Below are 25,306 nucleotides of genomic sequence, written 5' to 3'. Positions count from 1 at the left end.
CTTATCGGCGGTGCCGGCGGGGTCGGCGGCAACGCTGCCGCGCTCGTCGGCGGCGGCGGTGACGGCGGAGCCGGCGGAAGTACCGTCAGCGGTAACGCCGGTAGCGGCGGTCATGGCGGCATGGCCGGGCTGATCGTCGGCAACGGCGGGGGTGGCGGCGCGGGCGGACCCGCCACTACGGGAATCGGTGGTAACGGCGGTAATGGCGGTAATGGCGGGCTGATCATCGGCAACGGTGGTAGCGGCGGCAACGCGGGCCCCGGTGGGACGCTGGGTAAACCCGGCACCGGCGGCACCGGCTCACTGCTCCTCCTCGGCGCACCCGGGAATAACGGGTTGACATAGGCCGCGGCGTCGACGGTGGTGGAGCCGATGGGCAGTCACTCACGCCGGCGCGACGAAACCTACCGGCCCGGAGGCCAGACACAACGCCAGCGCGGTGGTGTTGGCCCGGACGGTGATCGCGTTGCCCGCGCCGGGCAGCCGGACATAAACCCGGTTGAGCCCCGGATGCACCGGAACTTTGACCCCGGGTCCCTCGGACAACGCCAGCGTCATCGAACCGTCGCTGTTCGCAAGGTAATTGAGTTCGACGGTCCAGTCGGCGGGCAGTAGCGGCCCGTCGAGGACCAGCCGCGCCGGCTTGTCCGGCTGGGCGAAATAGCCGCACTGCGGCGTCGGCCCCGGCACGATGGTTCGTATCCAGGTCACCCGGGCCGCGATCAGCCGCCCGGAGCTGTCAATCATTCGCAATTGTGTTGTTGACGAATCGAATTCGGGCCTCGCGCGCAGCAGGGCGAACATATGGCTGGCCAGGTTCTGCGGCGCGGCCACCCGCTGCAGCACCAGCGGATCCACCTCCTGATCCAGCAACGGTGCATCCGAAACGGCATGCGCGGCAGCCAAACTCGCGCGCGCGTTGCGCAGGTAGGGCTGCGCCGGGTTGCCCCGCCAACTGGTCAGGAACGTCGCCGTCGAGTACAGGCTGCTGGCGACGAATGCCACCGCCAGACCGACGGCCACGACCGTGCGTTTCGGCGACGCGTCCAACCAACGGGGGCCGGCGGGCCGGTTCGGGGCGCAGAGCGCGACGGCCGCCAGCAGCGCCAGCACGACGACCAGGTCCGGCAGATAGCGCAGGGTCTGAGCGAGCTCCAGGGCGGTCTGCTTCGACGACCGCATCAGATAGATCGGCACCTGGCAGGCGATGGCGTAACCGGCGGCGGTCAGCCACACCGGGCCGATGCGTTGCTTGCGCAACAGCGACACGGCAACCGTGCCGATCAGAGCAAGCCAGCCGAGCGCCATCGCGAGCGGCGGGGGCGTGGCCCACGGCGAGGCGGGCGCCCACCGGTCCCAGTGCCACGGCCCGCCGGCCAGGCCCGGCACGATGCCGTGGGTGATCGATCGCCACACCAGATCGCCCGTCATCGCCAGGTCGAAACTCCACCGCCGCTGGTTGACGACGGCGAGGTAAACCGCCAGCCAGGCGACGGTCAACGTCAGCGACGGGATCCACAACCGCATGCCGGCCCGCCACACCGTTCGCAGCGCGGACCGGTCACCGTGCACGTGGGACAGCAGCGCGGCCACGGCGAAGGCGACGAATGGGATCACGGCCGCCTTCTCGAAGAACAGCAGGCCCCCGAAGTACACCAGCGCGCCGGTCAGGGCGTAGCGCCGATTCCCCGTGCGGAGCAGCAGGATCGCGTCGGCGCACACCCACGCCAGCGCCGCCAGCATGGGCAGCGAGTTCAGCGCGGCCGCCCACCACGCAAAGCCCGGCACGCCCAGCGGGGTGAACAGCGCGAACGTCAACGGGATCAGCAGCACCCACCGCCGGCCGAGGATGACGTACAGCGCGCGCAACAGGGCCAGCGAGGCCAGCGCCTGCAGCGCCAGCAGGCTGACCGCCGGCCACGTCCAGACGAGCGGGGCCAGCCGGGTGATGCCCCCGGCGAGCAGGAACGCGGCCGGCATCACGTGGCCGTCGTGGTCGTCGAACAGGTACGGCGCCGACAGCAGGCCCTCGGTGCCGGCCTTGCCGACCAGGATCAGGTCGTCCCAGTAGAAATAGCCGCCGAACGCCAGCACCGCACGGACGCCCAGCTGAACGAGGATCAGCGCGGCGGCGACCAGCGCCACGCGAGGTAGGCCGCTCGCGCGCGCGGCCCGCCGGTATGGTGGGCCGGTGCGCGCACTCGTCACCGGGGCAGCCGGATTCATCGGCTCGACGCTAGTCGACCGCCTGCTGGCCGACGGTCACGCGGTGGTGGGGCTGGATAATTTCGCCACTGGCCGCGCGACCAACCTCGAGCATCTGGCCGACCACCCGGCCTACGGCTTCGTCGAGGCCGACATCGTCACCGCCGACATGCAGGCGATCCTCGACGAGCACCGCCCGGAGGTGGTGTTTCACCTGGCCGCGCAGATCGATGTGCGGCACTCGGTGGCCGACCCGCAGTTCGATGCGTCGGTGAACGTCATCGGCACCATTCGCCTGGCCGAAGCGGCGCGCCAGACCGGGGTGCGCAAGATCGTGCACACCTCCTCGGGGGGATCGATCTACGGCACGCCGCCCGTGTACCCGACCCCCGAGACGGTGCCGACGGATCCGGCGTCGCCGTACGCCGCGGGCAAGGTGGCCGGCGAGATCTACCTGAACACGTTCCGCCACCTGTACGGCCTGGACTGTTCGCACATCGCGCCCGCCAACGTGTACGGCCCCCGGCAGGACCCGCACGGCGAGGCCGGCGTGGTGGCGATCTTCGCGCAGGCGCTGCTGTCGGGCAAGCCCACCAAGGTTTTCGGCAACGGCGGCAAGACCCGCGACTACGTGTACGTCGACGACGTGGTGGACGCCTTCGTCAAGGCCGCCGGGGACGCCGGCGCCGGGCAGCGTTTCAACGTCGGAACCGGGATCGAAACCTCGGACCGCCAACTGCATTCGGCGGTGGCCGCGGCCGTCGGTGGGCCCGACGACCCTGAGTTTCATCCGGATCGCCTCGGCGACCTGAGACGGTCCTGCCTCGACATCGGTTTGGCGGCAAGGGTTTTGGGCTGGCGCCCGCAGGTTCGGCTCGACGAGGGTGTGCGTCGCACGGTCGAGTACTTCCGCGGTACACACACCGGTTGACAATGCCGCGGATTTTTCGCCCTGGTTACGCGTTCGGTGGCTGCTGGGAGAGCAGCTAGCCGCGGGGCGGTCGTTGCGGTTTGAGTGTGCATTCGTGGCTTTGAGTCTGAACCGACGGCGGGGAATTCGCCGACATCCCGCCGTGGCTTCACACGCAAAGCCGCCAGTACACGCGGAACGACGGCCTGATCACACGCTCGACGACTGCTCGGGTTCCTGCGCGCCCTCCAACGCGACCGCTCGGGCCAGCCGCGCGTAGCGCAACTCCAGGTCCTTGAACCGCATGTAGGTGCTCAGTGTGGTGAAGCAGAACGCCATGATCAGCGCGTAGAGCATCAGGTCGGTGCCGCGCCGCACCCCGAACCAGTGCGCCACCACCGTGGTGTCGTCGGGCCGGAGCACGGCGTAGATGCCGCCGAGCACGAAGACGACGTACCCGACCTTGACCCAGGCCTTCGACCGTGAGTTGCGGCGCGACCGCAGCAGATAGAACAGCAGCGCGACGATCGACCCGATCAGCAATACCTGGATCCAGTTCATCTGGGAAGCCTTCCTCGCAGGAATCCGTCGAAGATGATGTTGACGCCGTTGAGCAGGGGCTGCCCCTTGGACTTCGAGTACTCGGTGTACAGCACCTCGACCGGTTGTTCGGCCACGCGCCAATGGTTTTCGGCGATCAGCGAGACGAACTCGTTGGCGTGGCTCATGCCGCTCATGGTGATGTCGAGCCCGTCGGCCACCTTCTTGTTGAACACGCGCAGCCCATTGTTGGTGTCGGTCAAGCCGAGTCGGCGACCGCGGCGGCTGAGCCGCGCCGCGGTCCGCAGCACGATGCGCTTGAAGAACGGCGGCCGGCTGCCCCCCTCGCGCGTGCCGAAACGGGTGCCGATGACGACGTCGACGTCGCCCGCGCCGAGCCGGTCGATCATCGCGGCCACGTCCTTGACGCGGTGCTGGCCATCGGCGTCGAACGTGGCGAAAACCCGCGCCCCGGGCTGCTTGCGGGCGTACTCGACGCCGGTCTGGATGGCCGCGCCCTGGCCCAGGTTGACGGGATGGCGCACCAGATGGGCCCCGGCCCGCCGGGCGATTTCACCGGTGCCGTCGGTGCTGCCGTCGTCCACGCAGACGACGTGGTCGAAGACCGAGCGCACGTCGGCGATCACCTCGCCGATGACCGCGGCCTCGTTGAAGGCGGGAATCACGATCCACACGCCGGAGTATTGGGATTCAGTAACCATCTACGCCCATAGGTTAGCCAGGATCAGCCGGTTAGGCGCCCGGCGCGCGCCAGCGCGGCCAGGTGGACGCCGATTCCCACCAGCGGCCCGCACAGCAGGCCGACCACGGTGCGCGTCTGCAGCGGCAGCGGCAACAGCAGCAGCAGCCCCGACGCCACCGTCGCGCCGACCCACCCCGACGCGTAGGCGCGATGCAGCGCCGCGGCCACAGTGGCGGCACCGGTCAGCGTCAGCATCGCGATCGCGAGGGCGGCCGCCGTCAGCCACGCGAGCAGCGCGCTGCCGGCCAAGTATTGCGGCCCGAAGAAGGTCCGCAGCAACCAGGGCCCGACGACGCCCGCCGCCAGCACCCCGACCGCCCCGATGCCGCCGATGATCCCGGCCGGCGCGAGCAGCGCCCGCAGCCGGTCGCTGCGCTCGTCGACGAAATGAGCGATCAGGTTGCCCTGCATGGCGGTCAGCGGCACCAGCAGCGGCGCGCGGGTCAACGTCACGGCCAGGATGATCACGCCACCCTCGGCGCCCAGGTCGGCACTGGTCAGCTTCAGCAGGACCGGAAAGCCCATCACCAGGATCGCGCTCGCGCCGGCCGCGGTGATCGAGTGGGCCGCGCCGCGCAGGAAGGTCGCGGTGCCACCCGGTGTCAGCAGCCGCGCCGCTTCGCGCGCCGTGGGCGAGGCCGCCAGCATGATCAGCCACGCCGTCGCGCCCGCCACCGTCGCCCACAGGAACCCGGCCAGGCCCCAGCCGATCACGAACGTCGCCGCGGCGACCGCCACCCGGATGACCGCATCGGTCACCATCAGCGCCCCATAGGTGGTCCAGTGATTGCTTCCGGCCAGCATCCCCAGCAGGGTGGCATGCAGGCAGAAGCCGGCCAGCCCCACGCTGAGCAGCGCCACCGACAACCAGCGCGCCTCGACGAACACCCGCCCGCTCCATAGCGGCGAGCTGCCGGCGATGGCGACGGCCGCGACCACACCGACCATGGCGGCGACGCGCAGCGGATGGGTGCGCCCGACCGGCGCCGCCCCGATGTCCCCGAGGTAGCTCGCGGAGCGAACCTCCCTGGTGGTCTCCTGCAACAGGCCGTTGGCGGCGCCGGTCACCAGCCCGAACGCGCCCCAGAACACCCCGAAGATCGAGAAGCCGCGCGGCGCCAGGTCACGCGCGGCCAGATAGATCACCGCATAGCCGCACAGCGCGGTCAGTGCGGTGGCGGTGCCGACCCGGGCCACGCTGCCCCGCGCGACCGGCCCCCTCGGGGCCTGGGTACCTCCGACTTCGGGCATCGCCACAATTTGAAAATAGTAAGTGCCCGGAACCGACGGACCCCGCCGCCGAGCCGGTTCGCTAGTGTGGGCGGCTGTCGGGAAGGATCCATGGCCGCGTTCCGCATCTTCGGGATTTCGCTGTTAGTCACCGTTGCGGCCCTCGCCGTCGGGTACGCGCACGGCGGGCTCGAAGACCTCTTTCTGTTGCTGGTGCTGGCCGTTCTCGAGGTGTCGCTGTCGTTCGACAACGCGATCATCAACGCCGCGATCTTGAAGCGGATGAGCCGGTTTTGGCAGCAGATGTTCCTGACGGTCGGGATTTTGGTCGCGGTCTTCGGTATGCGATTGCTCTTTCCGCTACTCATCGTTTGGGCGACCGCGGGCCTCGATCCGGTGCGCGCGTTCGAGTTGGCATTGCATCCGCCGCCGCACGGTGCGCTGGAATTTCCGGACGGCTCGCCCAGTTATGAGAAGCTCATCCTCGCCGCCCATCCGCAGATCGCGGCGTTCGGCGGGACGTTCCTTTTGATGCTCTTCCTGGACTTCATCGTTTACGACAGAGACATCAAGTGGCTCAAATGGATTGAGGTCCCGTTCGCCCGCGTCGGGCGGCTCGGCCAGGTCTCGGTGGCGGTGGCCCTCGTCGCGCTGGTGCTCGCCGGGACGCTGTTGACGCACTCCGGCGACGAGAGTGAGACGGTGCTGACCGCGGGGCTGCTGGGCCTGGTGACCTACCTGGTCGTGAACGGTTTGAGCCGCGCTTTCCGGCCACCGGACCTCCAGGCCGCGTCGGCGGGTGCGGCGGTCGGTAAGGCCGGCCTGAGCCTGTTCGTTTATCTCGAGGTGCTCGACGCCGCCTTCTCGTTCGACGGGGTGACCGGCGCTTTCGCGATCACCTCGGACCCGATCGTCATCGCGCTGGGTCTGGGATTGATCGGTTCGATGTTTGTCCGGTCGATCACCATCTACCTGGTCCAGCAGGAAGCGCTGGACCGCTACGTCTACCTGGAACACGGCGCGCACTGGGCGATCGGCGTGCTCGCCGTGATCATGTTGTTCTCGATCAACCCGCGATTTCAGGTCCCCGAGGCGATCACCGCCTCGGTGGGCGTGGTCTTCATCGGGGCGGCGTTGGGCTGGAGCGTGCTGCGCAATCGGCGCGATGCCGAGGCGGCCTCGAACTAGGCCTCGATCTGACCGGCGATGCGCCGCTCGATGGCGGCCCGGGACGGCGCCGGCAGCACGATGAGCCCGTCGAGTTCCTTCCTGGCCCGTGCGTAGGCGTTCTGCCGTTCCTCGCGGGTGGCCGCCTCGTCCTGCGCCAGGTGCAGCAGGTTCTGCGCGCGCGCCAGCCGCTGCTGGTCGTCCTCCGAGAAGTCGCTGCGGCGACGGCGGATGGCCTCGGCCTCGGCGATTTCGAACGCGCTGATGTACTCGTGGACTGCCTCGCGGTATTCCACCTGCGCGCTCCGGTCCCCGACCAGGTCCTCGGCGCGTTCGGGCCGCAGCAGGTCCGCGCGCGCCTTGGCCCGGTGAAAGTCGACCGTCAGCGGAGCCCGCATGTCCGTCATCATCGGGAAGTCCAGCAATTTGGCGATGTCGACTTCGTAGTCGAACCACCGGGCGTCCGTACGATCGTGCGCCGCAAGCAGTTTGATGAGCTCGCGGCGCGACACCTCGTCGTTGTTCCGGGCGCGCGCGGCCGCCTCGGCCGCCGCGATCTTGGCCTGTTGCTTCAGCCGGTAACGCTCCAGGCGGCGTTCGGCCCGGCGCTCGTTGGCGGCCGCGACCGCCCTGATGCCCGCGCCGATCGAGCCGCCCAGCGGAAAGATCAGCCACCAGAAATTGGAGGCGAAATGCCACATCGGGGTCACACCGCCAGGATGCCACCGCGTCGCGGCGTGCGCTTACGCGGAAAGCGTGAGCGTCAGTGCCCCTGGGCCTTGAACCGCTCGACCGAACGCTGCACCTCGGCTTCGGCCTCGGCGCGGCCGACCCAGTCGGCCGTCTTGACGAACTTGCCCGGCTCCAGCGCCTTGTATTCCGTGAAGAAGTGCTTGATCACATGCAGCTGGTGTTCCGGAACATCGCCGATGTCCTGGATGTGGTCCCAGCGGTGGTCGCCGGCCGGAACGCACAGCACCTTGTCGTCGCCGCCGGCCTCGTCGACCATCTGGAACATTCCGACCGGTCGCACCTCCACCAGCACGCCGGGAAACAGCGGGTCCTGCAGTAGCACCAGCGCGTCCAGCGGGTCGCCGTCCTCACCGAGGGTGTCCTCGATGAACCCGTAGTCCGTCGGGTAGGCCATCGAGGTGTAGAGGTAGCGGTCCAGCCGCACCCGGCCCGTCTCGTGATCGACCTCGTACTTGTTACGACTGCCTTTCGGAATTTCGATGGTCACGTCGAATTGCACCGCGCGGGCTCCTTCACGAGGGTGGTTCCGGGTAGGTCAGTTGGCGCCGCGCATCACCCTAGTCGAGCGTGTTTCGGCGGATTCGGCAGAATGGGTCCAAACAGTCAGGAGAGTGATGGGTCCTACTCGCTGGCGGAAATCCACGCAGGTGTTCATCGGGCTGGCCGTGCTGGCGTTCGTCGCCGCGGTGGTGGCGGCGGCGACGTTTTTCACCACGGGCGGGCACGGCGCCGGGGCGGCGCACGTTCCGGTCCCGCCCCCGCGCCCGCCGACGGTGAAGCCGGGGATGGTTGCGGTTGCTGACACCGCCGAGACACCCAGCCCCGGCGGGGTGACCGCGGCGCTCGGGCCCGTCGCGGCCGACCCCAACCTGGGCCGGCTGGGCGGCCGCATCACCGACGCCCTGACCGGCAAGGAGCTCTGGCAGGTGGCCGGCGACCTGCCCCTGGTGCCGGCGTCGACGAACAAGGTCCTGACGGCCGCCGCGGCGTTGCTGACGCTGGACCGCCAGGCCCGGATCAGCACCCGGGTGGTCGCCGGCAGCCCGAACCCCCAGGGGCCGATCGTGCTGGTGGGCGCCGGCGATCCGGCGCTGTCGGCGGCGCCGCCGGGGGTGGACACCTGGTACCGGGGTTCGGCGCGCATCAGCGACCTGGTCGAGCAGGTCCGGCGCAGCGGCGTGAGCCCGACGGCCGTGCAGGTCGACACCTCGGCGTTCAGCGGACCGACGATGGCGCAGGGCTGGGATCCGGCCGACGTCGACAACGGCGACATCGCGCCGATCGAGTCGGTGATGATCGACGCGGGCCGCATCCAGCCGACCACGGTCAACTCGCGGCGGTCCAGGACACCGGCGCTGGACGCCGGCCGGGAGCTGGCCAAGGGGCTCGGCCTGGATCCGGCCGCGGTCACGATCGGGTCCGCGCCGTCCGGGGCGCGGCAGCTGGCCGTGGTGCAGTCGGCGCCGTTGATTCAGCGACTGTCCGAGATGATGGACCACTCCGACAACGTGCTGGCCGAATGCATCGCGCGGGAGGTGGCGGCCGCCATCAACCGGCCGCAGAGCTTCGCCGGTGCGGTCGACGCGGTGACCAACCGGTTGAGCACCGCGCACGTCGAGACCGCCGGTGCGGCGCTGCTGGATTCCAGCGGGCTTTCGGTCGACGACCGGTTGACGGCCAAGACGCTGGACGGCGTGGTGCAGGCGGCCGCCGGGCCCGACCAGCCGGCGCTGCGGGCGCTGCTGGATCTGCTGCCGATCGCCGGCGGCAGCGGGACGCTGGGCGACCGGTTCCTCGATCCGGCCACCGATCGCGGTCCCGCCGGCTGGCTGCGCGCCAAGACAGGCTCGTTGACCGCCGTCAACTCGCTGGTCGGGGTGCTCACCGACCGCAGCGGACGGGTCCTGACCTTCGCGTTCCTGTCCAACGACGCGGGCCCGAACGGCCGTAACGCGATGGACGCGCTGGCCACCAAGCTCTGGTTCTGCGGGTGCGCATGACGGCCTCGTCCAGCCTGACGCTCGGTACCGCCGTCGACTGGCGATTCGCGGCGACGGTCGGGCAGCGGCTGGCCCGGCCGGGTCCGGCGTCCAGCGACTACACCCGCCGCCGGGCCATCGAGGAACTGACCAGCGCGGCCGCCAAGGCCGAACCGCCGGTGCGCGAGGTCACGGGCCTGGCCACCGCCGGTGCGGTGCCGCCCGCCCGCATCGTCGATCGCTCGCAGTGGATCGGCGCGGCGGCCGAGTCGATGCGGGTGATGACCAACGGCAGCGAGAAGCCGCGAGGGTTTCTCACCGGCCGCATCACCGGTGCGCAGACCGGGGCCGTGCTGGCGTTCGTGTCGTCGGGGATCCTCGGCCAGTACGACCCGTTCGCCAGGGGCCGGGAGGCTACGAACGGAGGAAGCCTGCTGCTGGTCTACCCGAACGTCATCGCCGTCGAGCGCCAGCTTCGGGTCGAGCCTTCCGATTTCCGGTTGTGGGTGTGCCTGCACGAGGTGACGCATCGGGTGCAGTTCACCGCCAACCCCTGGTTGTCCGGTTACATGTCGGAGGCGTTGGGGCTGCTGACGCAGGACGCGGGGGAGGACATCGGCCAGGTGGCGGCCCGACTCGCCGAGTTCGTGCGCAGCCGTGGCACCGGGGCGGTCGCCTCCGACGGGGGCCCGCCGGGAATCATCGGGCTGGTGCGCGCCGTGCAGTCCGAGTCCCAACGCAAGGCCCTGGACCAGCTGCTGGTGCTCGGCACGCTGCTGGAGGGCCACGCCGACCACGTGATGGACGCCGTCGGGCCGGTCGTGGTGCCCTCGGTGGCCACCATCCGGGCCCGGTTCGACGAGCGCCGCCACCGCAAGCAACCGCCGCTGCAGCGCCTGCTGCGCGCGCTGCTCGGGCTGGACGCCAAGCTCAGCCAGTACACCCGCGGCAAGGCGTTCGTCGACCACGTGGTGGGCAAGGTCGGAATGCAGCGGTTCAACACCGTCTGGTCCGGCCCCGAAACGTTGCCGTTGCCCGCCGAGATCGAAGACCCCCAGCGATGGATCGACAGGGTGCTGTAGGGCGGCTGCGCACGGCTGTCGAGGCGTTCGCCAACACCTACCTGCCCGCCGAGAAGCAGTGGTGCGTGGCGCTGTCCGGCGGCCCGGACTCGCTGGCGCTGACCGCCGTTGCGGCCCGGTTTCGGCCCACCACCGCCCTGATCGTCGATCACGGCCTGCAGGCCGACTCGTCCGCCGTCGCCGCCGCCGCGTGCGAGCAGGCGCTGGACCTGGGATGCGTTGCCGCGCAGGTCCTTTGCGTCCAGGTGGGCAGGGACGGCGGCCTGGAGGCGGCGGCGCGCGCCGCCCGCTACGCCGCGTTGCGTGCGGCCTGGGACGGGCCGGTGCTGTTGGCCCACACGCTCGACGACCAGGCGGAGACGGTGCTGCTGGGCCTGGGCCGCGGCTCGGGCGTGCGCTCGATCGCCGGGATGCGCCCGCATGACCCGCCGTGGTGTCGGCCGTTGTTGGGGGTGCGGCGTTCCACCACGCACGCCGCGTGCTCGGAGCTGGGTCTGACCGCCTGGCAGGACCCGCACAACAGCGACCGCCGCTTCACCCGCACCCGGCTGCGCCTGGAGGTGCTGCCGCTGCTGGAGGACGTGCTGGGTGGCGGCGTGGCGGAGGCGTTGGCGCGCACCGCGACCGCGTTGCGCGAGGACGGCGAGCTGATCGACACGCTCGCCGCGCAGGCGCTGCCCGAGGTGCGGGCGGGCGCGGGGCTGCAGCCGCGGGCCCTCGCCGCATTGCCCGGCCCCGTGCGGCGGCGGGTGATCCGCGGCTGGCTGCTGGCCGGGGGAGCGACCGCGTTGACCGACAAGCAGATCCGCGGCGTTGACACCCTGATCACGGATTGGCGCGGGCAGGGCGGGGTGGCGGTGGGCTCGTCGCTGCGGGCCGAGCGATTGATCGCGGGGCGGCGGGACGGCGTACTCACATTGTGGCGCGAGCCTGTGTAAATCGGGGCTGCCGTTGGTTATTCGGGCGCCGGCGTGGCACTCTGTGGTCGTGGCCCAGACGTCACCGCCGATCACCCCCGCGCAGCCCGCAGAGCTGTATCCCGGGGATATCAAGTCGGTGCTGCTCACGGCGGAGCAGATCCAGGCCCGCATCGCCGAACTCGGCGAGGAGATCGGCAACCACTACCGCGGCATCGCCAGCGAAACCGGCCAGGATCTGCTGCTGATCACCGTGCTCAAGGGCGCGGTGATCTTCGTCACCGACCTGGCTCGTGCGATCCCGGTGCCGACCCAGTTCGAATTCATGGCGGTGAGCTCGTACGGGTCCTCGACATCGTCGTCGGGCGTGGTGCGGATCCTCAAGGACCTGGACCGCGATATCAACGACCGCGATGTGCTGATCGTCGAGGACGTCGTCGATTCCGGACTGACGCTGTCGTGGTTGCTGCGCAACCTGAAGAGCCGGCGTCCGCGCTCGCTGCGGGTGTGCACGCTGCTTCGCAAGCCCGACGCGGTGCGCGCCAAGGTCGAGATCGCCTACGTGGGCTTCGACATTCCGAACGACTTCGTCGTGGGCTACGGCCTGGATTACGACGAGCGCTACCGCGACCTGTCCTACATCGGAACGCTGGATCCCCGGGTCTACGAGGAGTAGGCGGGACCGTCTAGTTCAGCTCCCAGACCGCGGTGACCGAGAAGCTCACCGTCTGCTGTCCGGGCTCGAGCGGGACCGCGGCCATAGCGCGGGGCGGCGCAGGCGGCCCGCCGGGTACGGGCGCGTTGCCGGAGGCTTCCGAAATGGAGAGCACCCTGCCCAGACTCAGGCCGGACAACTGGGCGTACTGGTCGGCGCGGGCCTTGGCGTCGTTGAAGGCACGCGCGCGGGCATCCTTGACCAGCTGCGAGTCGTCGGCGATGGAGTAGCTGACCGAGCTGATCCGCGTCGCGTCGCCGCCGGTGCCGACGATGAGAGCCAGCATCCGCGAGGCGGCGTCGGTCGGGTGGATCTTCACCCGGATCGCGTTGGTGGCGCGGTAGCCGGTGATCGTCGCGGTGCCGGTGCTGTACTGAGGCTCCAGGGTGACGGTGGTGGTGCTGATGTCTTTGCGATCCAGGCCCGCTCCCACCAGTGCGTTGATCACCGCTTGCTGGCGATCGTTGGTCTGGTTCATGGCGGCGGTGACGTCGGGTGCGGTGAACTCGATGCCGGCCTCGGCGGTCAGAGTGTCGGGGACGCCCTGGACCTGACCCGAGCCGACGACGGTCACCTGGCGGGGATTCGCGCCTGGCGGAGCCGAGTTGTGCTTGACGCAGGCCGCCAGGGCGGCGACGGCCAAGCCGGCCGCGGCCAGGGCAATCGACCTGCGGACCAACCTCGGGGCGTTCGGTGCGATCGGCATCTCTGGACCCTAGCGCCTGTGGGCGTGCCCGATCGGCGGTTCTCCAGAAGAGGATCGGCCCGCCCAGCCCAGGGCGCATTGCGGCGACCTCATCTGCATCCGACGTCGATCATGTTGCGGCGGAACGCCTTTCATCGAACTGGGAGGATTGGAGCCTCGAGGGTGAGGCCGCCGCGGCTTGGCCTACCGCGCCGCTTTGCGGCCCGCGCGAGTGCCCGGTAGGACTTGTGCCGTGACGCCCGAATGGGTTGTTCCGCAAATATTTCGGGTGTCAGCGACCGGCCTCGTGTCGTCCGGCCCGGATTAATTGACGCATTCGAAAACCAAAGTCCGACAGCATGAATGGGATTTCGGCGGTTTAGTATCGCCCTGCGTGGGTACAGCTTCATATGTCCCCCCAGCAATTACACACGCGCCAGTATTTCGGCGGCCATGCGATCAGGGTCATCACGACCGCGGCGCTGGTCGGCCTGGCCGCGTGGTTCGGCTTCGGTACCGCCCACGCCGACACCAACCACGAGCGGCAGGCATGCGCGCTGATGGACGACCACGCCGACGCGATGCGCAACGGCTACTCGTCGTATCCGTCCGAGTACGCATTCGTGGTGCTGTCCACCGAGATGCCGCCGCTCGAGGCGGCGCACACCCTGCGGGCGGCCACTCAGGATGTGTGTCCCGGCCACGCGGCCGATCTCCCTCGAGACTGGCAATAGCCGAGGATCACCGCCGCTGCGCGGGATTCGCTTGTGGTAGTGGCGATCCCGCGGGAACTTCCCTCGCCTCGGGAGATTACCGGCTACCGAAGTCGGCGGCTGGAGACGGAGACCCGACGACGGTAGTCGGCGTGCCCGGCGTCCCACCCGTGGGCCCGCCAGTGCCTCCGGCGAGCCGACCGGCCGCGAACGCCGCGCCTTTGTCGATCATTGCCGCGTTGGTCGCGTACGTGTCGTGGGCCGCGAAGTTCATCCCGTCGGAGCAGATCGGGTCCTCGGGGGCGCACACCTGGATGGTCTTGGTCTGATAGAGCGGACCGATCACCACCGGCGGCTCGCCGAAGAAGTTCATCGCCCTGTCGCTCGGCATCGAGAAGAGCACTACCGAGGACACGTGGTTGGCCACCTCGGGGTCCATCGGTTTGGGGACGGTCGCAGGATCGATGCCATTGGGCACGGCCGCCGAGGTGACGAAGCCCATCACGGCCGCGCCTTGAGAGTAGCCGCCCAGCACCATCTTGGTGTTCGGGCAGTCCTGCGCCGTCGAGACGACATGCGCGCCCGCGTCCCTGATGCCGTCCTCGCCGGCGCTCGTCCACTGGTGGGTGGCGGGATAGTTGACCGGATATACGTCGAGCGACTTCGCGCCAATCCGTGGGCGTAGCGAATCGATGAATGCCTGACCGGTCGGGCCGACACCGGGAGGGTCATCAGTTCCGCGGGCGAACACCACCTGAACATCCGGACACGGCTGAGCGGAGGCCCACGGGATGGAGGGCGCCAGAACGGAGGCGCCAAGGCTCGAGGTCACAACTACTGCGGGGGCAAAGAAACGAAGGAGGGGACGCGCAATCATGCCGCAGAGGTGCCCGCGCATGGCGTTTCTAAACCGGGCATTTTCCAGCGCCTAGCGACTCTGGGCACACCCGGGGTTAGGCCCCGCCGCAGCAAAGCGCCGACGCCTCGCCCCGCCGGTGAGCTAGTCGCGCGGCGCATCCGTCGGGGGGTTCGGGATCTGCAGCACCCGCTGGCGGGTGGTCATCCGGAACGGGTCGAGGGACTGCGACTCGTCCAGGGCCTCGCGCACGTCGTCAAGGGTGATGAGTCCCAATTCGACCTGCAGCCACGTGGCGCTGAGTCCGAACGCGTGAGCCGCGCGCCTGGCCTCCTCGGCGTCCGGGAAGTCATCGGCGTTCGCACGGCCGACCCCGCCGTACCAGCGGCCCTTGGTGACACCACACGCGTCGCGGAGCTGTTCGACGGTGATGTCCCGGTTCAGCGTCGCTTCGAGCAGGCGCTTCAGCCCCCAGCCGGCGGCGTTCGTTCTCGGCATGCCTCCCAGAGTAACCCGATGCAAAAACATGGTCAAAAGCTCTTGATCTGCGAGTAGCTAGCAGAATAAAAGAAAATTAAACATATAACTAGACAAGACTTCATATTTTATATGCCCGCCGCGCCCGCACGCCTGATGCCGACGGCGGCCGCCGGCCAGGCCGCCTCGGTTGGCGGCCTGTCGGTGCCGTCGGCGTGGACGCCGGCCGCGGTTCCGGCCGCGGCAACCGCCGACGTCGCAACGACGGGCGGCGCCCCCGCGAGCGCGCCGCTGCTGGGCTCGCGGGGTGTCCCGGCCACCACGGTCGCCGGCATGGAGACGCGCGCGGCCGGCGCCGCAGAACTTCCCCGGATGAGCGTGTTGCCGCGCGCGGTCGGATGACGGAAGGAGGAGACGCTTCCGCGACTACCGGTGACCAATCAACAACTAACCCAATCTTTTCGAAGGAGACAGGACAATGACCGCACGATTCATGACCGACCCGCACGCGATGCGCGACATGGCTGGGCGCTTCGAGGTCCACGCGCAGTCTGTCGAGGACGAGGCCCGCAAGATGTGGGCGTCGTCGCAGAATATTTCCGGTGCGGGCTGGAGCGGGGCCGCCGAGGCGACCTCTCTGGACACGATGGGCCAGATGAATCAGGCCTTCCGCAACATCGTCGGCATGCTGCACAGCGTGCGCGACGGCCTGGTTCGCGACTCCAACAACTACGCGCAGCAAGAGCAGGCCTCCCAGCGGGTCCTGAGCAGCTAGCCAACCGATCAGGACAGGAGACTTTTCACATGACGATCAACTACCAATTCGGCGACGTCGACGCCCACGGGGCCACCATCCGCGCCCAGGCCGCGTCGCTGGAAGCCGAGCGCCAGGCCATCGTTCGGGATGTGCTTGCCGCCGGCGACTTCTGGGGCGGTGCCGGATCGACGGCCTGTCAGCAGTTCGTCACCGAGCTGGGCCGCAACTTTCAGGTGATCTACGAGCAGGCCAACGCCCACGGGCAGCAGGTGCAGACCGCCGGCAGCAACATGGCCGGCACCGACAGCGCGGTGGGGTCGAACTGGGCCTAGCGCTAAGGCGTGACGAGAATCTTGCAGTGCCGCTCGGGGTCGGCCAGGTCGTCGAAGGCCTGGCCGACCCCCTCGAGTCCGACCTCTCCGGTGATCAGCGGGGTGACGTCGATCTCGCCCTCGGCCAGCGCGCGCAGCGAATCCCCGAACTCCTCGGGGTTGTAGGCGAGGACGAATTGCACGCTGATCTCCTTGGCGATCGCGAAGAAGGGGTGCACCGTGTCGGGTTGCATGCACACGCCCGCGACCACCAGGCGGGTGCCCGGCCGCGCCCGCCGCAGCACGTCGTCGATGATTCCCGGCACCCCGACGGCCTCGAACACCACCGCCGGTTTGACCGTGTCGAACGGCGAGCCCTGGGCCGCATCCACCGTCTGGTGCGCGCCCATCGCGGTGGCCAGCTCGCGGCGCTTTGGCGAAAAGTCCGACGCGACAATGCTTTCGACGCCTCGCGCGCGCAGCGCCGCGATGATCGCGATGCCGATCGGCCCGCAGCCGAGCACCAGGGCGGTCTCGCCCGGGGCGATGCCGGACTTGTTGACGGCGTGCAAGCCCACCGCCATTGGCTCGGTCAGCGCGGCATGCTTGATGTCCAGGCCGTTGGGAATGGGCAGCAGCAGCGGGGCCGACAGCAGCATCCGCTCGGCGTAGCCGCCGATCGTGCTGTTGCTGTAGACGATCGGCTCGACGCCTTTGGCGGAGAGCAACACCGGAAGCGAGGTCACCATGGTTCCCGGCGGATGGGTTTCGGTGTCAGGCCCGGCCTCCAGCACCTCGGCGCTGAACTCGTGTCCCATGAACACGTCGCTGTTCAGGTCGACACCCATGCCCCCGGCGCCGGCGGCGACCTGAGCGGTCATCTCCACCACCTCGTCGCCGTGGGCGGCGAAATGCAAATCGGAGCCGCAGATTCCGCACGCCCGCACGCCGACCAACACCTGGCCGGGGCCGGGCACCGGCTCGGGGACGTCGTCGCGGTACACCATCCGGCCGTCGCGCAACACCGCTGCCCGCATCAGCTTCCCACGCCTTTCTGCTCGTCGACGTGCTCGGTGATGGCCTTGACGACCGCCTCACCAGCGCGCCCGATCAGCTGGTCGCGTTTGCCCCGGGCCCAGTCGTGCGAGGAACGCGACGCCTCGAGCTGTCCCTTGAAATAGGGAATCACCTTGCGGGCGAACAGCTCATAGCAGTGATAGGTCGCCTCGGGCGAGGCCCAGTCGTGCCCGAGCATCAGCAGCGTTCCGAATCCGCCCGACCGTTCCAGCAGGTCCTCGATGTGCGCGATCGCGTCGTCGGGCGTGCCGATGCAGCAATTGCCCTTGGCCGCATAATCCGCGACGAATTCTTGCGGCGTCTGCGCCTCACCGTCTACCGCGTTGGACAGCGGCACGAAGCCGGCCGCGCCGAAATAATTGGCGAAATCCTGCAGGCCGTAGGTGCAGTCGTCGATCGCCTGCTCGCGGCTGTCCGCGATGTGCATGATGCTCAGCACGCGCCAGTCGGCGCGGGCCGGCTCGTCGCGGCCGACCTTGGCGGCCTGCTCGCGCACCACCTCCCAGGTGTTTTCCAGGGCCGCGTAGCCGCCCGGGACCGACATCGACAGCGACAGCAGCGACGTGCCCAGCGCGCCGGCCAGCCGCGGGCCGGATGGGGAAATCATTGCCGCGGTGGCGATTTCGGGATAGGGCCACGTGTAGGGGCGGATGTGCAACTGGGCGTCGCGCAGCGTGAACCAGTCGGAGTGACGGTCAATCCGCTCCGTCGGCGCGGCGCGGAACAGCGCGAGGATCGCCTCGAGGGATTCCTGCATCATCCGCCGCTGCTCGATCGGATCGATGCCCATCATGTAGGCGTCCGACGGCAGAGCGCCCGGGCCGGTGCCGAACATGACCCGCCCGCGGGTCAGGTGGTCCAGCAGCACCCACCGGTCGGCCACCATCAGCGGATGGTGGTAGGGCAGCGACACCACGCCGGTGCCCAGCCGGATGTGCTTCGTCCGCTCCGCCGCGGCCGCGATGAACACCTCCGGGCAGGCGATCAGCTCGTAGCCTCCGGAGTGGTGTTCGCCGAACCAGGCTTCGTCGAAACCGAGCCGGTCCAGCGCTACGACCCGCTCCATGTCGTATTCCAGTGCGACCGTGGGGGATTGGCCGACGGGATGGAATGGCGTGATGAAGACTCCGAAACGCAGCGGCGCACCCGTCACCATTCCACTCCTTTGAGGAACTCCAGCAGTGCCGCGTTCACCTCGTCGGGCCGTTCCTGCTGCAGCCAATGTCCCGCGCCGTCGATCATCACCTCGCGGTACGGCCCGGAGATCACCTCCGAAACACGGTCGCGACTGGTGAACGACAGCACCGGATCGCCGGTCCCGGCGATAAACAGGCAGGGCACGGCGATTTTCGCGCCCTCGAGCTCGGCGGTGGTCTCCCAGTTGCGGTCGAAATTGCGGTACCAGTTGAGGCCGCCGGTGAACCCGGTGCGGGAAAACTCGGCGATGTAGTGGTCGAGCTCCTCCTGGCTGATCCAGTCCGGCAGCCCCTCGGGTTCGGGAAGCCGATCGATGAAACCTTCCGGGCCGGGAGTGGCCATCTTCAGCATCGCGTCCGGGCCGGGACCCGTTAAGCCGCCCATCATCCGGCGCATGGTCCGGGCGGGGTCGGCATTGAGCTCGGCGTCGGCGACACCCGGCTCCTGGAAATACAGGATGTAAAAGAAGTTCTCGCCGAATAGCTTGCGCCACGCCTTCGTCGGCGCCACATGCGAGCGCGGCAGCGCCGGCACGCTCAGCGCGGCGACGGCCGCGACCCGGTCGGGGTGCAGCAGCGGCGCGTGCCACGCCACCGGCGCGCCCCAGTCGTGACCGACCCAGACGGCCCGCTCGGCGCCGGCGTCGTCGAGCAGACCGACGATGTCGGCGGTCAATTCGTGAATGTTGTAGGCCTCGATCGCGTCCGGGCGTGACGAGCCGCCGTAGCCGCGCTGGTCGGGCGCCAGCACGTGATAGCCGGCCTCCGCCAAGACGGGTATCTGGTGGCGCCATGAATAGGCCAGTTCGGGGAAGCCATGGGCCAGGACCACCACGGGCGCGCCGCGGTCACCCGCTTCGGTCACCCGGAGTTTTACGCCGTTGGTATCTACTAACCGTTCGGTTGAGGAGGGCACGGTCTCACCAAAGCACAACGACCCCGGGCTGAGAAGGGTGTGCCCGACTGGAAATTGACATTCCGTCGTGCCGGGTCCGGCGGCCTGGTAGACATCGCTTCTGAGCCTTGGCCGTACCCGGAAGAGGTGGGCTTACCGTGAAGCGCCTAGACCACGTCGTCTTATGGACGAAGGATCCGCAAGCGTCGATGGACTTCTACTCGAGGGTGGTCGGGCTGGCGCCGGTGCGGTTCGGCGAGTTCCAGGCCGGGGAAGCGCCATTTCCCAGCGTGCGCGTGTGCGAAGACTCCATCATCGATCTCCTGTCGACGGCCAACATCTCCGGCACCGAGTCGCTCACCAAGGTCGCGGGCAGCGCCGGCCATCCGGTGAACCACGTCTGCCTGGCAATGTCGAAATCCGAATACGACGCGTTGGATCGGCGCCTGCAGGAAGAAGGAGTTGACACCAGCGCGCGGCTGGACCACAGCTACGGGGCTCGCGGGTGGGCGCCGCACGGCTACTACTTCGCCGACCCCGACGGCAATGTGGTGGAAGCGCGCTATTACGAGTGAGGCTCGACGGTGTGTGATTTGCCACGCCGGGAACCGCACCGGGAACCGCCGGTCGTTGTCATAGCAAGATCGCGCCCCGGCTCTGCCGGGACTGGCGATCGACACCGGGCCGATGGTGCCGACCCGCTGCGCCCCGGCTCTGCCGGGACTGGCGATCGACACTAGCGGTAGCCTGGACTTTTCCAGCTTCGTGTATCGCGGAAGGACCTGGCCGACGAGGCCGATGATTGATGAACCGGAAAAACGTGATTCGCACGCTCACGGCGATCGCCGTTGTGGTGCTGCTGGGCTGGTCGTTTTTTTACTTTAGCGACGACACCCGCGGTTACAAGCCCGTCGACACCTCGGTGGCGATGGCGCAGATCAACGGCGACAACGTCAAGAGCGCGCAGATCGACGATCGCGAGCAGCAATTGCGATTGACCCTGAAAAAGGGCAGCAAGGACACCGACAATTCCGACAAGGTCATCACCAAATACCCCAGCGGATACGCAGTAGACCTGTTCAATTCGCTCACCGCGAAGAACGCGAAGGTCAGCACCGTCGTCAACGAGGGCAGCATCCTGGGCGAGCTGCTGGTCTACGTCCTGCCGCTGCTGTTGCTGGTGGGCCTGTTCGTGATGTTCTCGCGGATGCAGGGCGGCGCCCGGATGGGCTTCGGATTCGGCAAGTCGCGGGCGAAGTTGCTGAACAAGGACATGCCCAAGACCACGTTCGCCGACGTCGCGGGCGTCGACGAGGCGGTCGAGGAGCTCTACGAGATCAAGGACTTCCTGCAGAACCCCAGCAGGTACCAGGCGCTGGGCGCCAAGATCCCCAAGGGCGTGCTGCTCTACGGGCCGCCCGGAACGGGCAAGACGCTCCTGGCCCGCGCCGTGGCGGGTGAGGCCGGGGTGCCGTTCTTCACCATCTCCGGCTCCGACTTCGTCGAAATGTTCGTCGGTGTCGGCGCCTCACGAGTGCGCGACCTGTTCGAGCAGGCCAAGCAGAACAACCCGTGCATCATCTTCGTCGACGAGATCGACGCGGTCGGGCGCCAGCGCGGCGCCGGCCTGGGCGGCGGGCACGACGAGCGTGAGCAGACACTGAACCAGTTGCTGGTCGAGATGGACGGTTTCGGCGATCGCACCGGCGTCATCCTGATCGCGGCCACCAACCGCCCGGACATCCTCGACCCCGCGCTGCTGCGGCCCGGCCGCTTCGACCGGCAGATCCCGGTGACCAACCCGGACATGGCGGGCCGGCGCGCGGTGCTGCGGGTGCACTCCAAGGGCAAACCGATCGGTCCCGACGCCGACCTCGACGGGCTGGCCAAGCGGACGGTCGGCATGACCGGCGCGGACCTGGCCAACGTCATCAACGAGGCGGCGCTGCTGACCGCCCGCGAGAACGGCACCGTCATCACGGGCGCCGCGCTGGAGGAGGCGGTCGACCGGGTCATCGGCGGGCCGCGCCGCAAGGGCCGCATCATCAGCGAGCAGGAAAAGAAGATCACCGCCTACCACGAGGGCGGGCACACGCTGGCGGCGTGGGCGATGCCCGACATCGAGCCGATCTACAAGGTGACCATCCTGGCGCGGGGACGCACCGGCGGGCACGCGGTGGCGGTGCCGGAGGAAGACAAGGGCCTGCGCACGCGGTCGGAGATGATCGCCCAGCTGGTGTTCGCGATGGGCGGGCGCGCCGCCGAGGAGCTCGTGTTCCGCGAGCCGACCACCGGCGCGGTGTCCGACATCGAGCAGGCCACCAAGATCGCGCGCGCGATGGTCACCGAGTTCGGCATGAGCTCCAAGCTGGGTGCCGTCAAATACGGCTCCGAGCACGGCGACCCGTTCCTGGGCCGGACCATGGGAACGCAGGCGGACTACTCGCACGAGGTCGCCCGCGACATCGACGACGAGGTGCGCAAGCTCATCGAGGCCGCGCACACCGAGGCCTGGGAGATCCTCACCGAATACCGCGACGTGCTCGACACCCTGGCCGGCGAGCTGCTGGAGAAGGAAACCCTGCACCGGCCCGAGCTCGAGGGCATCTTCGCCGGGGTCGAGAAGCGGCCGAGGCTGACGATGTTCGACGACTTCGGCGGCCGGATCCCGTCGGACAAGCCACCGATCAAGACGCCCGGCGAGCTGGCCATGGAGCGGGGTGAGCCGTGGCCGCCGCCGGTGCAGGAGCCGGCGTTCAAGGCGGCCATCGCCCGCGCCAGCCAGGCCGCCGAGGCCGAGGCTGCCCGTAATGCCAACGGCGGCAACGGTTCTCACGGCGGCCAGGGAGACGGCAACCGGCAGCCCGCCCCGCATGGCCCCACGCAGCCCGACTACGGCGCCCCGGCGGGCTGGTATGCGCCGGGATGGCCGCCGCAGGAACAGCAACACCAGCAGCAGCCGAATTACTGGTATCCGCCGCCCCCGGGCCCTACGCCGCCCCCGCAGCAGCCGTATTGGCCGCAGCCGGCGCCGGGCTATCCGGGCCAGCAGGGCCCCCACGGCCAGGGGTATCCGACCCACCAGCCCTACCCGCCGTATCCGCCCTATCCGCCTCCGGCTCAACCGAACCCGGATGCCGGAAAGTCTCCAAACCGCCAGGATGACGACGTGAGCCGGTCCAACCCGCCGGCCCACGGCTGACGAACGGAGGATTCGATGGCTCTCCCGGATTTGGGGCCGGATTTGGGCACGGATACCCGCCAAACGACTCCACGCATACGGGCGTTCGATCAGCAGCGCGCCGAGGCGGCGGTCCGCGAGTTGCTCTACGCGATCGGCGAAGACCCGGACCGCAACGGCCTGCAGGACACCCCTGCCCGCGTCGCCCGTGCCTACCGCGAGATGTTCGCCGGGCTCTACACCGATCCCGACACCGTGTTGAACACGATGTTCGACGAGGACCACGACGAGATGGTGATCGTCAAAGAGATCCCGCTGTACTCCACCTGCGAGCACCATCTGGTGTCGTTCCACGGGGTGGCCCACGTCGGCTACATCCCCGGCAAGGACGGCCGGGTGACCGGCCTGTCGAAGATCGCCCGGCTGGTGGACCTGTACGCCAAGCGGCCCCAGGTGCAGGAGCGGCTCACCAGCCAGATCGCCGATGCCCTGGTGAACAAGCTGGATCCGCGCGGCGTGATCGTCGTGGTCGAGGCCGAGCACCTGTGCATGGCGATGCGCGGTGTCCGCAAGCCCGGCGCCGTCACCACGACGTCGGCGGTACGCGGCATGTTCAAAACCAGTCCCGCCTCCCGGGCCGAAGCGCTCGACCTGATCCTGCGCAAGTGAGCCCTCTGAAGACTCAGCCCGTGCAGGTGATGGGAGTGCTGAACGTCACTGACGACTCCTTCTCCGACGGCGGGCGCTACCTCGATGCCGACGACGCCGTCGCCCATGGTCTGGCGATGGCGGCCGAGGGCGCCGGCATCATCGACGTCGGCGGCGAGTCGACCCGGCCCGGCGCCGTTCGCGTCGACCCCCGCGTCGAGACCTCCCGCGTGGTGCCCGTCGTCAAAGAGCTTGCCGCACAGGGCATCACCGTGAGCATCGACACGATGCACGCCGACGTCGCGCGGGCGGCGCTGCAGAGCGGCGCGCGCATCGTCAACGACGTGTCGGGTGGACGGGCCGACCCCGCGATGGCGCCGCTGCTGGCCGAGGCCGGCGTGCCGTGGGTGTTGATGCACTGGCGGTCGGTGTCGTCGCAGCGACCGCATCGGACGCCGCACTACCGCGACGTGGTGGCCGAGGTGCGCGCCGAGTTGCTCGCCGGCGTCGACGACGCGGTGGCCGCGGGTGTCGATCCCGACCAGCTGGTGATCGACCCCGGTCTGGGATTCGCCAAGACGGGACAAGACAATTGGGCGCTGCTGCACGCGCTGCCACAGCTGGTCGCCACCGGGGTGCCGGTGCTACTGGGTGCCTCACGCAAACGGTTCCTCGGCACGTTGTTGGCCGGGCCGGACGGCTCGCCGCGACCGCCCGACGGGCGCGAGACGGCGACCGCCGTGATTTCCGCGCTGGCCGCGCTGTACGGGGCTTGGGGTGTGCGCGTACACGACGTCCGCGCCTCCGTCGATGCCCTCAAGGTCGTCGAGGCCTGGACGGGAAACGATGGCTGATCGAATCGAGTTGCGCGGCTTAACAGTTCGTGGCCGACACGGCGTTTTCGAGCATGAGCGCGCGACCGGGCAGGACTTCGTCGTGGATATCACCGTGTGGATCGACCTGGCCGACGCCGCGGCCAGCGACGCGTTGTCCGACACCTACGACTACGCCGCGCTGGCCCAGCTGGCGGCCGACGTCGTCGGGGGTCCGCCACGTCAGCTGATCGAGGCGGTCGGCGGTGAGATCGCCGACCGGGTGATGGGGGACGGGCGCGTGCACGCCGTCGAGGTGGTGGTGCACAAGCCGCAGGCGCCCATCCCGCACCGGTTCGCCGACGTCGCCGTGGTGGTTCGGCGGTCGCGGCGCGGCGGCCGCGGTTCGGTGATCCCGGCGGGCGGCGTCGTATGACCCGCGTCGTGCTGTCCATCGGCTCCAACCTCGGCGACCGGCTGGCCCGGCTGCAGTCGGTCGTCGACGGGCTGGGCGAGGCGGTGGTCGCGGTATCCCCGGTGTATGAGACGGACCCCTGGGGCCGCGTCGAGCAGGCCCCGTTCCTCAACGCGGTGCTCATCGCCGACGACCCGGCGTGCGACGGGCAGGCGTGGCTGCGCCGGGCGCAGGAATTCGAGCGCGCCGCGGGCCGGGTGCGCGGCGAGCGTTGGGGCCCGCGCACGCTGGACGTCGACCTGATCGCCTGCTACGGCCAAACGGAGGTGATCGCCCGCGAGCCCAACCTGACGCTCCCACACCCGCTGGCCCACCTGCGGGCCTTCGTGCTGGTGCCGTGGCTGGCCATCCAGCCGGATGCCGAGCTGACGGTCGCCGAAGGGCCGCGCCCGATCGCGCAACTACTTTCCGAACTCGATCCGGCCGACCGGGAAGGGGTCCGGCCCTCGGGGCTGAGGCTGGAGATCACGGGACAGCACAGCTGATGGGTCCCACCAGAAAACGTGACCTGACGGCCGCGGTCGTCGGCGCTGCGGTGGTGGGCTACCTGCTGGTGATCACCCTGTACCGGTGGTTTCCGCCCATCACGGTGTGGACCGGCCTGTCGCTGCTGGCCGTGGCCATCGCCGAGGCGCTGTGGGCGCGCTACGTACGGGCCAAGATCAACGACGGCGAAATCGGCGCCGGGCCCGGCTGGCTGCATCCGTTGGCGGTGGCGCGCAGCGTGATGGTGGCCAAGGCGTCGGCCTGGGTGGGCGCGCTGGTGCTGGGCTGGTGGATCGGCGTGCTGGTGTACTTCTTCCCGCGGCGGTCGTGGCTGCGCGTCGCCGCCGAGGACACCACCGGGACGGTGGTGGCCGCCGTCAGCGCGCTGGCGTTGGTCGTCGCCGCGCTGTGGCTGCAGCATTGCTGCAAGTCCCCGCAGGATCCGACGGACCAAGGCGAGGGCGCGGAGACGTAGC

Annotated in this window: 29 protein-coding genes and 1 pseudogene; 18 read left to right on the top strand and 12 right to left on the bottom strand. The window is 69.2% G+C overall.

Annotated features, from left to right (window positions below; all coding sequences use genetic code 11):
• Window positions 1-345, top strand: a pseudogene (locus A5696_RS27885) (PE family protein); the annotation flags it as partial.
• A gap of 39 nt (window positions 346-384) precedes the next feature.
• Here A5696_RS27885 and A5696_RS00730 read toward each other — a convergent pair.
• On the bottom strand, window positions 385-2,226 hold the full coding sequence (locus tag A5696_RS00730; protein WP_231964180.1) for a hypothetical protein: 1,842 nt from the start codon (window positions 2,224-2,226) through the stop codon (window positions 385-387).
• On the opposite strand from A5696_RS00730, the gene A5696_RS00725 reads away from it, so the two are divergent.
• Window positions 2,192-3,136, top strand: a complete 945-nt coding sequence (locus tag A5696_RS00725; RefSeq protein ID WP_067871860.1) for an NAD-dependent epimerase/dehydratase family protein — start codon at window positions 2,192-2,194, stop codon at window positions 3,134-3,136. The genes A5696_RS00730 and A5696_RS00725 overlap by 35 nt on opposite strands.
• A gap of 189 nt (window positions 3,137-3,325) precedes the next feature.
• Here the strand turns inward: A5696_RS00725 and A5696_RS00720 are convergent, their stop codons facing one another.
• Genes A5696_RS00720 through A5696_RS00710 form a run of 3 tightly spaced genes read right to left on the bottom strand, consistent with a single transcriptional unit; the run spans window position 3,326 to window position 5,669 of the window.
• Entirely contained in the window at window positions 3,326-3,676 is a 351-nt protein-coding gene (locus tag A5696_RS00720; protein ID WP_067871856.1) for a DUF2304 domain-containing protein, read from the bottom strand.
• The gene (locus tag A5696_RS00715; RefSeq protein WP_067871854.1) at window positions 3,673-4,377 is read right to left on the bottom strand and encodes a glycosyltransferase family 2 protein; all 705 of its coding nucleotides are present in this window, start codon (window positions 4,375-4,377) and stop codon (window positions 3,673-3,675) included. The genes A5696_RS00720 and A5696_RS00715 overlap by 4 nt, the downstream gene beginning before the upstream one ends.
• Window positions 4,378-4,400: 23 nt before the next feature.
• Window positions 4,401-5,669 carry a hypothetical protein gene (locus tag A5696_RS00710; protein ID WP_067871848.1) on the bottom strand — a complete coding sequence of 423 codons (1,269 nt, stop codon included), beginning with the start codon at window positions 5,667-5,669 and terminating at the stop codon, window positions 4,401-4,403.
• 90 nt (window positions 5,670-5,759) lie between these two features.
• Between A5696_RS00710 and A5696_RS00705 the strand changes: the two genes are divergently transcribed.
• Window positions 5,760-6,836, top strand: coding sequence for a DUF475 domain-containing protein (locus A5696_RS00705; RefSeq protein ID WP_067871845.1), 1,077 nt, complete (start codon window positions 5,760-5,762; stop codon window positions 6,834-6,836).
• Here A5696_RS00705 and A5696_RS00700 read toward each other — a convergent pair.
• Together A5696_RS00700 and A5696_RS00695 are read right to left on the bottom strand one after the other, a co-directional pair.
• Complete coding sequence (locus A5696_RS00700) at window positions 6,833-7,516, bottom strand: hypothetical protein (RefSeq protein ID WP_067871842.1); 684 nt, start codon at window positions 7,514-7,516, stop codon at window positions 6,833-6,835. The two genes, A5696_RS00705 and A5696_RS00700, sit on opposite strands and share 4 nt — an antisense overlap.
• A gap of 62 nt (window positions 7,517-7,578) precedes the next feature.
• Window positions 7,579-8,067, bottom strand: coding sequence for an inorganic diphosphatase (locus A5696_RS00695; protein WP_067871839.1), 489 nt, complete (start codon window positions 8,065-8,067; stop codon window positions 7,579-7,581).
• A 115-nt stretch (window positions 8,068-8,182) separates the two neighbouring features.
• On the opposite strand from A5696_RS00695, the gene dacB reads away from it, so the two are divergent.
• Genes dacB through hpt form a run of 4 tightly spaced genes read left to right on the top strand, consistent with a single transcriptional unit; the run spans window position 8,183 to window position 12,222 of the window.
• A complete protein-coding gene (dacB, locus tag A5696_RS00690; RefSeq protein ID WP_156738197.1) occupies window positions 8,183-9,568 on the top strand; it encodes a D-alanyl-D-alanine carboxypeptidase/D-alanyl-D-alanine-endopeptidase in 1,386 nt (461 codons plus the stop codon).
• Window positions 9,565-10,629 (top strand): zinc-dependent metalloprotease, encoded by a 1,065-nt coding sequence (locus A5696_RS00685; protein ID WP_067871833.1) that lies wholly within the window; start codon window positions 9,565-9,567, stop codon window positions 10,627-10,629. The genes dacB and A5696_RS00685 overlap by 4 nt, the downstream gene beginning before the upstream one ends.
• Window positions 10,608-11,567, top strand: a complete 960-nt coding sequence (gene tilS, locus A5696_RS00680) for a tRNA lysidine(34) synthetase TilS (protein ID WP_067871830.1) — start codon at window positions 10,608-10,610, stop codon at window positions 11,565-11,567. The genes A5696_RS00685 and tilS overlap by 22 nt, the downstream gene beginning before the upstream one ends.
• A 43-nt stretch (window positions 11,568-11,610) precedes the next feature.
• Window positions 11,611-12,222 (top strand): hypoxanthine phosphoribosyltransferase, encoded by a 612-nt coding sequence (gene hpt, locus A5696_RS00675; RefSeq protein ID WP_067871827.1) that lies wholly within the window; start codon window positions 11,611-11,613, stop codon window positions 12,220-12,222.
• Between the two features lie 10 nt (window positions 12,223-12,232).
• Here the strand turns inward: hpt and A5696_RS00670 are convergent, their stop codons facing one another.
• Window positions 12,233-12,967: an SIMPL domain-containing protein gene (locus A5696_RS00670; protein WP_067871824.1), complete on the bottom strand. Its 735-nt coding sequence runs from the start codon at window positions 12,965-12,967 to the stop codon at window positions 12,233-12,235.
• Between the two features lie 389 nt (window positions 12,968-13,356).
• Here A5696_RS00670 and A5696_RS00665 point away from each other — a divergent pair, with 389 nt between their 5' ends.
• Entirely contained in the window at window positions 13,357-13,680 is a 324-nt protein-coding gene (locus A5696_RS00665) for a hypothetical protein (RefSeq protein ID WP_067871821.1), read from the top strand.
• Between the two features lie 76 nt (window positions 13,681-13,756).
• On the opposite strand, the gene A5696_RS00660 is transcribed toward A5696_RS00665, so the two are convergent.
• Together A5696_RS00660 and A5696_RS00655 are read right to left on the bottom strand one after the other, a co-directional pair.
• A complete protein-coding gene (locus tag A5696_RS00660) occupies window positions 13,757-14,536 on the bottom strand; it encodes a cutinase family protein (RefSeq protein WP_082956663.1) in 780 nt (259 codons plus the stop codon).
• Window positions 14,537-14,659: 123 nt separating this feature from the next.
• On the bottom strand, window positions 14,660-15,013 hold the full coding sequence (locus tag A5696_RS00655; protein WP_067871818.1) for a hypothetical protein: 354 nt from the start codon (window positions 15,011-15,013) through the stop codon (window positions 14,660-14,662).
• Between the two features lie 111 nt (window positions 15,014-15,124).
• On the opposite strand from A5696_RS00655, the gene A5696_RS00650 reads away from it, so the two are divergent.
• From A5696_RS00650 to A5696_RS00640, 3 genes are all read left to right on the top strand, one after another.
• Window positions 15,125-15,394, top strand: coding sequence for a hypothetical protein (locus tag A5696_RS00650; protein WP_067871815.1), 270 nt, complete (start codon window positions 15,125-15,127; stop codon window positions 15,392-15,394).
• Between the two features lie 76 nt (window positions 15,395-15,470).
• Window positions 15,471-15,767 (top strand): WXG100 family type VII secretion target, encoded by a 297-nt coding sequence (locus A5696_RS00645; protein WP_067871812.1) that lies wholly within the window; start codon window positions 15,471-15,473, stop codon window positions 15,765-15,767.
• A gap of 29 nt (window positions 15,768-15,796) precedes the next feature.
• Window positions 15,797-16,081, top strand: coding sequence for a WXG100 family type VII secretion target (locus A5696_RS00640; RefSeq protein ID WP_067871809.1), 285 nt, complete (start codon window positions 15,797-15,799; stop codon window positions 16,079-16,081).
• Window positions 16,082-16,083: 2 nt separating this feature from the next.
• Here A5696_RS00640 and A5696_RS00635 read toward each other — a convergent pair whose 3' ends face one another.
• The 3 genes from A5696_RS00635 to A5696_RS00625 are packed head-to-tail and all read right to left on the bottom strand — an operon-like array spanning window position 16,084 to window position 19,249.
• Complete coding sequence (locus A5696_RS00635) at window positions 16,084-17,097, bottom strand: zinc-binding dehydrogenase (RefSeq protein ID WP_067871806.1); 1,014 nt, start codon at window positions 17,095-17,097, stop codon at window positions 16,084-16,086.
• Complete coding sequence (locus A5696_RS00630) at window positions 17,097-18,293, bottom strand: LLM class flavin-dependent oxidoreductase (RefSeq protein ID WP_067871803.1); 1,197 nt, start codon at window positions 18,291-18,293, stop codon at window positions 17,097-17,099. The genes A5696_RS00635 and A5696_RS00630 overlap by 1 nt, the downstream gene beginning before the upstream one ends.
• Complete coding sequence (locus tag A5696_RS00625) at window positions 18,287-19,249, bottom strand: alpha/beta fold hydrolase (protein ID WP_067871800.1); 963 nt, start codon at window positions 19,247-19,249, stop codon at window positions 18,287-18,289. Before A5696_RS00625 ends, A5696_RS00630 begins: the two co-directional genes overlap by 7 nt.
• Before the next feature lie 137 nt (window positions 19,250-19,386).
• Between A5696_RS00625 and A5696_RS00620 the strand changes: the two genes are divergently transcribed.
• From A5696_RS00620 to A5696_RS00590, 7 genes are all read left to right on the top strand, one after another.
• Entirely contained in the window at window positions 19,387-19,803 is a 417-nt protein-coding gene (locus A5696_RS00620) for a VOC family protein (protein WP_082956662.1), read from the top strand.
• A 230-nt stretch (window positions 19,804-20,033) separates the two neighbouring features.
• On the top strand, window positions 20,034-22,430 hold the full coding sequence (gene ftsH, locus A5696_RS00615; RefSeq protein ID WP_067871795.1) for an ATP-dependent zinc metalloprotease FtsH: 2,397 nt from the start codon (window positions 20,034-20,036) through the stop codon (window positions 22,428-22,430).
• 15 nt (window positions 22,431-22,445) lie between these two features.
• On the top strand, window positions 22,446-23,078 hold the full coding sequence (folE, locus tag A5696_RS00610) for a GTP cyclohydrolase I FolE (protein WP_067871792.1): 633 nt from the start codon (window positions 22,446-22,448) through the stop codon (window positions 23,076-23,078).
• Window positions 23,079-23,107: 29 nt separating this feature from the next.
• A complete protein-coding gene (folP, locus tag A5696_RS00605; protein ID WP_067871863.1) occupies window positions 23,108-23,911 on the top strand; it encodes a dihydropteroate synthase in 804 nt (267 codons plus the stop codon).
• A complete protein-coding gene (gene folB, locus A5696_RS00600) occupies window positions 23,904-24,305 on the top strand; it encodes a dihydroneopterin aldolase (RefSeq protein ID WP_067871789.1) in 402 nt (133 codons plus the stop codon). The genes folP and folB overlap by 8 nt, the downstream gene beginning before the upstream one ends.
• Window positions 24,302-24,829, top strand: coding sequence for a 2-amino-4-hydroxy-6-hydroxymethyldihydropteridine diphosphokinase (gene folK / locus A5696_RS00595; protein WP_067871786.1), 528 nt, complete (start codon window positions 24,302-24,304; stop codon window positions 24,827-24,829). The genes folB and folK overlap by 4 nt, the downstream gene beginning before the upstream one ends.
• Complete coding sequence (locus A5696_RS00590; protein WP_067871783.1) at window positions 24,829-25,305, top strand: DUF3180 domain-containing protein; 477 nt, start codon at window positions 24,829-24,831, stop codon at window positions 25,303-25,305. The genes folK and A5696_RS00590 overlap by 1 nt, the downstream gene beginning before the upstream one ends.
• The last annotated feature ends 1 nt before the right edge of the window (window position 25,306 follow it).

The organism is Mycobacterium sp. E2699, from assembly GCF_001666745.1.
In the GTDB taxonomy this organism is placed as follows: Bacteria; Actinomycetota; Actinomycetes; order Mycobacteriales; family Mycobacteriaceae; genus Mycobacterium.
Note: the sequence above shows the minus strand (reverse complement) of the source record. Positions and strands in the feature narration are given on the sequence as shown.

What these genes read in the sequence shown, in the direction of transcription:
- A5696_RS00730 (WP_231964180.1), bottom strand. Translation starts at nt 2,226, where the DNA reads ATGAATCCGGCTGCCCCGGTGACGAGTGCGCGCACCGGCCCACCATAC.
- A5696_RS00720 (WP_067871856.1), bottom strand. Translation starts at nt 3,676, where the DNA reads ATGAACTGGATCCAGGTATTGCTGATCGGGTCGATCGTCGCGCTGCTG.
- A5696_RS00715 (WP_067871854.1), bottom strand. Translation starts at nt 4,377, where the DNA reads ATGGTTACTGAATCCCAATACTCCGGCGTGTGGATCGTGATTCCCGCC.
- A5696_RS00710 (WP_067871848.1), bottom strand. Translation starts at nt 5,669, where the DNA reads ATGCCCGAAGTCGGAGGTACCCAGGCCCCGAGGGGGCCGGTCGCGCGG.
- A5696_RS00705 (WP_067871845.1), top strand. Translation starts at nt 5,760, where the DNA reads ATGGCCGCGTTCCGCATCTTCGGGATTTCGCTGTTAGTCACCGTTGCG.
- A5696_RS00700 (WP_067871842.1), bottom strand. Translation starts at nt 7,516, where the DNA reads ATGTGGCATTTCGCCTCCAATTTCTGGTGGCTGATCTTTCCGCTGGGC.
- dacB (WP_156738197.1), top strand. Translation starts at nt 8,183, where the DNA reads ATGGGTCCTACTCGCTGGCGGAAATCCACGCAGGTGTTCATCGGGCTG.
- A5696_RS00685 (WP_067871833.1), top strand. Translation starts at nt 9,565, where the DNA reads ATGACGGCCTCGTCCAGCCTGACGCTCGGTACCGCCGTCGACTGGCGA.
- tilS (WP_067871830.1), top strand. Translation starts at nt 10,608, where the DNA reads ATGGATCGACAGGGTGCTGTAGGGCGGCTGCGCACGGCTGTCGAGGCG.
- A5696_RS00670 (WP_067871824.1), bottom strand. Translation starts at nt 12,967, where the DNA reads ATGCCGATCGCACCGAACGCCCCGAGGTTGGTCCGCAGGTCGATTGCC.
- A5696_RS00665 (WP_067871821.1), top strand. Translation starts at nt 13,357, where the DNA reads ATGTCCCCCCAGCAATTACACACGCGCCAGTATTTCGGCGGCCATGCG.
- A5696_RS00660 (WP_082956663.1), bottom strand. Translation starts at nt 14,536, where the DNA reads ATGATTGCGCGTCCCCTCCTTCGTTTCTTTGCCCCCGCAGTAGTTGTG.
- A5696_RS00655 (WP_067871818.1), bottom strand. Translation starts at nt 15,013, where the DNA reads ATGCCGAGAACGAACGCCGCCGGCTGGGGGCTGAAGCGCCTGCTCGAA.
- A5696_RS00650 (WP_067871815.1), top strand. Translation starts at nt 15,125, where the DNA reads ATGCCCGCCGCGCCCGCACGCCTGATGCCGACGGCGGCCGCCGGCCAG.
- A5696_RS00645 (WP_067871812.1), top strand. Translation starts at nt 15,471, where the DNA reads ATGACCGCACGATTCATGACCGACCCGCACGCGATGCGCGACATGGCT.
- A5696_RS00640 (WP_067871809.1), top strand. Translation starts at nt 15,797, where the DNA reads ATGACGATCAACTACCAATTCGGCGACGTCGACGCCCACGGGGCCACC.
- A5696_RS00635 (WP_067871806.1), bottom strand. Translation starts at nt 17,097, where the DNA reads ATGCGGGCAGCGGTGTTGCGCGACGGCCGGATGGTGTACCGCGACGAC.
- A5696_RS00630 (WP_067871803.1), bottom strand. Translation starts at nt 18,293, where the DNA reads ATGGTGACGGGTGCGCCGCTGCGTTTCGGAGTCTTCATCACGCCATTC.
- ftsH (WP_067871795.1), top strand. Translation starts at nt 20,034, where the DNA reads ATGAACCGGAAAAACGTGATTCGCACGCTCACGGCGATCGCCGTTGTG.
- folE (WP_067871792.1), top strand. Translation starts at nt 22,446, where the DNA reads ATGGCTCTCCCGGATTTGGGGCCGGATTTGGGCACGGATACCCGCCAA.
- folP (WP_067871863.1), top strand. Translation starts at nt 23,108, where the DNA reads ATGGGAGTGCTGAACGTCACTGACGACTCCTTCTCCGACGGCGGGCGC.
- folB (WP_067871789.1), top strand. Translation starts at nt 23,904, where the DNA reads ATGGCTGATCGAATCGAGTTGCGCGGCTTAACAGTTCGTGGCCGACAC.
- folK (WP_067871786.1), top strand. Translation starts at nt 24,302, where the DNA reads ATGACCCGCGTCGTGCTGTCCATCGGCTCCAACCTCGGCGACCGGCTG.
- A5696_RS00590 (WP_067871783.1), top strand. Translation starts at nt 24,829, where the DNA reads ATGGGTCCCACCAGAAAACGTGACCTGACGGCCGCGGTCGTCGGCGCT.